This is a genomic window from Streptosporangium sp. NPDC006013, assembly GCF_040614275.1.
Lineage (GTDB): Bacteria > Actinomycetota > Actinomycetes > Streptosporangiales > Streptosporangiaceae > Streptosporangium.
Genome location: NZ_JBEXUE010000655.1, coordinates 1 through 4,574 on the forward strand (window position 1 = coordinate 1; position 4,574 = coordinate 4,574).

Here is a 4,574-nt window from a genome sequence, read left to right on the forward strand (position 1 = left end):
CTGTCCATCACGTTCGCGGCGGGTACGGCGAGGAGGGCGACGGCGGCGATCAGCGGGAGAAGAATCGAACGCAGGGAGCGGGGCGCCACGCATTCGGCTGCGTGGATCCGCCGGTCGGCCGCGGTGAGGTGCGGGTCAGCCCACCGTGCAGGGTGTGCCGTTCAGGGTGAACTCGGTCGGCCTGGGGTTGGCGCCGGTGTAGGTGCCGTTGAACCCGATGCCGGTCGAGGCGCCGGGCGCGATGCTCGCGTTCCACGACAGGTTCGTCGCGGCGACGGCGGCGCCCGACTGCGACCAGGTCGCCGACCAGGCGGGCAGGGTGACCTTCTGGTCGCCGGGGAAGGTGAACCGCAGCGTCCAGCCGTTGACGGCCGAGGTGCCGGTGTTGGCGATGGTCAGGTTTGCGCTGAAGCCACCTCCCCAGTCGTTGACCGTGTAGGTGACCTTGCAGGTGCCGCCCTCACCGCCACCGCCGCCCGTGGTCGCGGTCACCGCGGCCGAGCGGGCCGAGCGGTTGCCCGCCGCGTCACGCGCGTACACCGCGAACGTGTAGGCGGTGCTCGCCGACAGCCCGGTGACGGCTGCCGAGTTGGTCGTCGGCGTCGCCACCGTGGTCTCGGTCGTGCCCTGCACCCGCACCACGTCGTAGCCCGTCACGCCGACGTTGTCGCCGGACGCCGTCCACGACAGGTTCACCGACGACGAGGTCACGTTCGACACCGTCGGGGTGCCCGGCGCCGTCGGCGGGCTGGTGTCCGCGGCTGACTCGTAGGTCAGCCCGTAGCCGTAAGGGAAGAGCGGGGTCTTGCCGTCCCCGTCGTTGATCGGCTGCTGGCCGGCGCCGTTCATCCAGGTCACCGGGAGCCTGCCGGTGGGCTGGGTGAGGCCGAAGAGCACGTCGGCGACGCCCTGCCCCTCGGTGCCGGGCAGCCAGGAGGCCACCAGCGCGTTCCACCCGGAGAGCTGGGAGGAGATGTCCAGCGGGCGTCCGGAGACCAGGACCACGATCACCGGCACACCGGAGGCGCGCAGCGTGTTGATGGTGTTCAGGTCCGCGCTGTCCAGCCCCATGGCTCCGGTGCGGTCTCCCTGACCTTCCGCGTACGGGGTCTCGCCCACCACCGCGATCGCCGCCCGGTAGGAGGAGTCGATGCCGCTGCCGGTCTGGTTGTAGGTCACCGTCGTGGAGGATCCGACGGTGTTGCGGATCCCCTGCAGGATGGTGGTGCCGGGAGTGATGTTCCCCGACGAGCCCTGCCAGGAGATCGTCCAGCCGCCGCTCTGGTAGCCGATGTTGTCGGCGCTCCTGCCCGCGACGAAGATCTTGCCGCCGCCGGTGGCCAGCGGCAGGACGTTCCCGCCGTTCTTCAGCACCACCTGCGACCTCGCCACCGCCTGGCGGGCCAGGGCGCGATGCGCGCCGCTGCCCACGGTCGAGGTGTAGGTCCGGTCGGCCAGTGGCTTCTCGAAGAGTCCCAGCTCGAACTTCTTGGTCAGGATGCGCCTCGTGGCGTCGTCGATGCGGGACAGCGGCACCCGCCCCGCCTGCACCTCGGCGCGGAGCAGGTCGATGAACTGCCGCCAGGCCTCGGGCTCCATCACCATGTCGATGCCGGCGTTGATCGCGGTTCGCACGTCGACGGCGGAGAGCCCGAGGGCGCCGTCGATCTGGTCGACGCCGTTCCAGTCGGAGACGACGAAGCCGGTGAAGCCCAGCTCGCCCTTGAGCACCGAGGTGACCAGATACTGGTTCCCGTGCAGCCTGCTGCCGTTCCAGCTGCTGAACGAGACCATCACCGAACCCACCCCGCGGTCCACCGCGGCCCTGAACGGCGGCAGGTGGACCGCCCGCAGCTCGGTCTCGGTCAGCTGCGTGTCGCCCTGGTCGACGCCGTTCACGGTACCTCCGTCGCCGACATAGTGCTTGGCGGTGGCCAGCACCGAGGCCGGCCCGTTCAGCGCCGCGCCCTGCGTGCCCGTGATGAAGCTCGTCATCGACGAAGGGATCTCCGGCAGTTCCCCGAAGGACTCGTAGGTGCGGCCCCACCGGTCGTTGCGCGCCACGCACACGCAGGGGGCGAAGTTCCAGTCGACGCCCGTCCCGGTGACCTCCTCGGCGACCGCCCGGCCGATCTGCTGCACCAGGGCGGGATCCCGGGTGGCGCCGAGCCCGATGTTGTGCGGGAAGATCGTCGCGCCGACCACGTTGTTGTGGCCGTGCACCGCGTCCACGCCGTAGATCATGGGGATGCCCAGCGGCGTCGCGAGGGCGGCGTTCTGGTAGCCGTCGTACATGTTCGCCCAGGAGGTGGCGTTGTTGGGCGAGGGCGCCGAACCGCCGCCGGACAGCACCGAGCCGAGCCGGTAGGTGGTGACGTCGGAGTTGCCGACCGAGCCGCGTTCCGCCTGGGTCATCTGGCCGATCTTCTCATCCAGCGTCATCCGCGAGAGGAGGTCGGCGACCCTGGTCGCCACCGGCAGGCCGGGATCCTGGTAGGGATTCACGGCCGCCGTCGCCGTCGCCGTCGCCGGGACGGATATCCCGGCCGCCAGCAGCAGCGCGGCGAGCCCGACGCGGAGACGGCGGCCCGGCCGGCCCGGCCGGTCGGTCAGGAGGGAGGTGCGCACATCAGGCCCCTTCGGGGAGTTCTTCCGGAAAAGCGGGTCGGACGGTGCAGGGCGGCGCGATGGCCGACGAACCGGCGGCACGGCTTGCACAGGCCATTGTGGGAGCGCTCCCACATCTCGCACCATAGAATGCGGCTTCCCGGGGGCCAAGGGAACTCCACCTCCTCACCGGCCTGCCGTCCCGACATTCACCGGGCTACCTGGACGGACTCGCCCCGGCCCACCCACCGCCCGGTGAAAATTTCACCTCGGTCCAGGCGGCACAGGTCCTCGGCGGTTCCCGGCGGATCGCCGTACCGCTGATCTGCTAGAACGGTGTTCATGCCGCAAACCCGCCGGCAGGCGGGCAGCGCAGAGGGCACACAGAGGGCACGCAGAGGTCGCGTAGATGTTGAAGCTGGACCGGTTGGTGAACGTTCTCGGTGGCTACGGGGCCCGGCTGTGCTGCGCTCCGGCGTCGCGGGACGTCGAGCTGCGCAGCGTGGTGGTGCATGATCCGACCGACACCCGCCCCGCGACCGGTGACGTGTTCCTGGCGGTGGGCGTGGAGTCGGCGTCCGACGCCGTACGCCTGGCACAGGCGGCACGGGCCGTCACGGTGCTGGTGCACGGGAACCCTCCCCTCGACGAGAGCGCGCTGGAACAGGCTCGTGCCGGTGGGATCGCCGTGCTGCTCGTCGAACCGGCGGTGTCCTGGAGCCAGCTCCTCGGCGTGGTGTACGGCCTGGTGCTCGAAGGCAGCCAGGCCGGGCGGGGGCCGAACGATCTGCTGGCCTTCGCGGACACGCTCGCGACCGAACTCGGCTACGCGGTGACGATCGAGGACCAGATGTCGCGGGTCCTGGCCTACTCCGGCTCGCAGCAGACCGCCGATCCGGCACGGCTGGAGACGATCCTGGGCAGGCGGGTGCCGGACGCCATGCGCCGGCTGTTCGAGCGGGAGGGCGTCTTCGCCCATCTGGCGACCTCCGACGAGCCGCTGTTCGTCGACCCCTCACCGGCACACGGCCTCAGAGGCCGCATGGTGGTCGCGGTGCGGGCGGGGCGCGAGCTGCTGGGATCGATCTGGGTCGAGTGCGAGAGCCCGCTGTCCGACACCCGCCGGACCATCCTGGAGGACGGGGCGCGGGCGGTCGCGCTGCACCTGCTGCGTTCCCGGGTCAGCGCGGACCTGGAGCGTCAGGTGGAGTCCGATCTCGTCATCCAGCTGCTGGAGGGAACCGCCGACGCGGCCGCGGTGATCAGCAGGCTCGGCCTGCCCCGGGAGCGGTTCCGGGTGATCGCGCTCCAGGCGCACATCGCCGAGGAGCGGCATGCCGCGATCCTGCTGGCCTTCGAACGCGCGACCACCGGTTTTGGCTGGTCGCGGCCGGGACGGAGCGCACTGTTCGGCAACACCCTGTACACGGTGCTGCCCTGCGACAACGACGCCACGCCCGCCCTGGACTGGCTCACCGCGATCGCGAACGTGCTGCCGCGGCGGGTCACCGTGCTCGCCGGTGTCGGCGGCCCGGCGGGGCCCACCCAGCTGGCCGCGAGCAGGCAGGAGGCCGACGAGAGCCTCGCCCTCCGGGCGGTGCGGCCCGCCGGCGCCCCGGCGGTCGTCTACGACGAGGCGTGGGACGAGATCCTGCTGCAACGCCTCCGGTCCGCCGCCTCGGCGGGGCGTACCCCCGCCCGCGGGCCGGTCGCCGAGCTGACCCGGCATGACTCCGAGCACGGCACCCAGTACATCGCGACGTTGCGCGCGTGGCTGGAGGCTCAGGGCGATCTGGCCGTCGCCGCCGGCCGCCTCAGTGTCCACCCGAACACCGTCCGTTACCGGCTGCGGAAGATGGCCGAGATCACGAACCTCCAGCTCGAACTACCGGAGAAGCGGCTGGCGATGATCATCGCGCTGGCCGTCGGCCGGGCCTAGCCCCGCGAGGCACCGGCCGGCCGGTGCC

Annotated in this window: 2 protein-coding genes; one reads left to right on the plus strand and one right to left on the minus strand. The window is 71.4% G+C overall.

Going from position 1 to position 4,574, the window contains the following annotated elements; all coding sequences use genetic code 11:
* Window positions 1–135: 135 nt before the first annotated feature.
* Window positions 136–2,628, minus strand: coding sequence for a glycoside hydrolase family 3 N-terminal domain-containing protein (locus ABZ260_RS47145; protein WP_355631432.1), 2,493 nt, complete (start codon window positions 2,626–2,628; stop codon window positions 136–138).
* Between the two features lie 388 nt (window positions 2,629–3,016).
* On the opposite strand from ABZ260_RS47145, the gene ABZ260_RS47150 reads away from it, so the two are divergent.
* Complete coding sequence (locus tag ABZ260_RS47150) at window positions 3,017–4,546, plus strand: helix-turn-helix domain-containing protein (RefSeq protein WP_355631435.1); 1,530 nt, start codon at window positions 3,017–3,019, stop codon at window positions 4,544–4,546.
* Window positions 4,547–4,574 lie beyond the last annotated feature (28 nt).

Coding starts and splice junctions, on each gene's coding strand:
- ABZ260_RS47150 (WP_355631435.1), top strand. CDS start 3,017: ATGTTGAAGCTGGACCGGTTGGTGAACGTTCTCGGTGGCTACGGGGCC.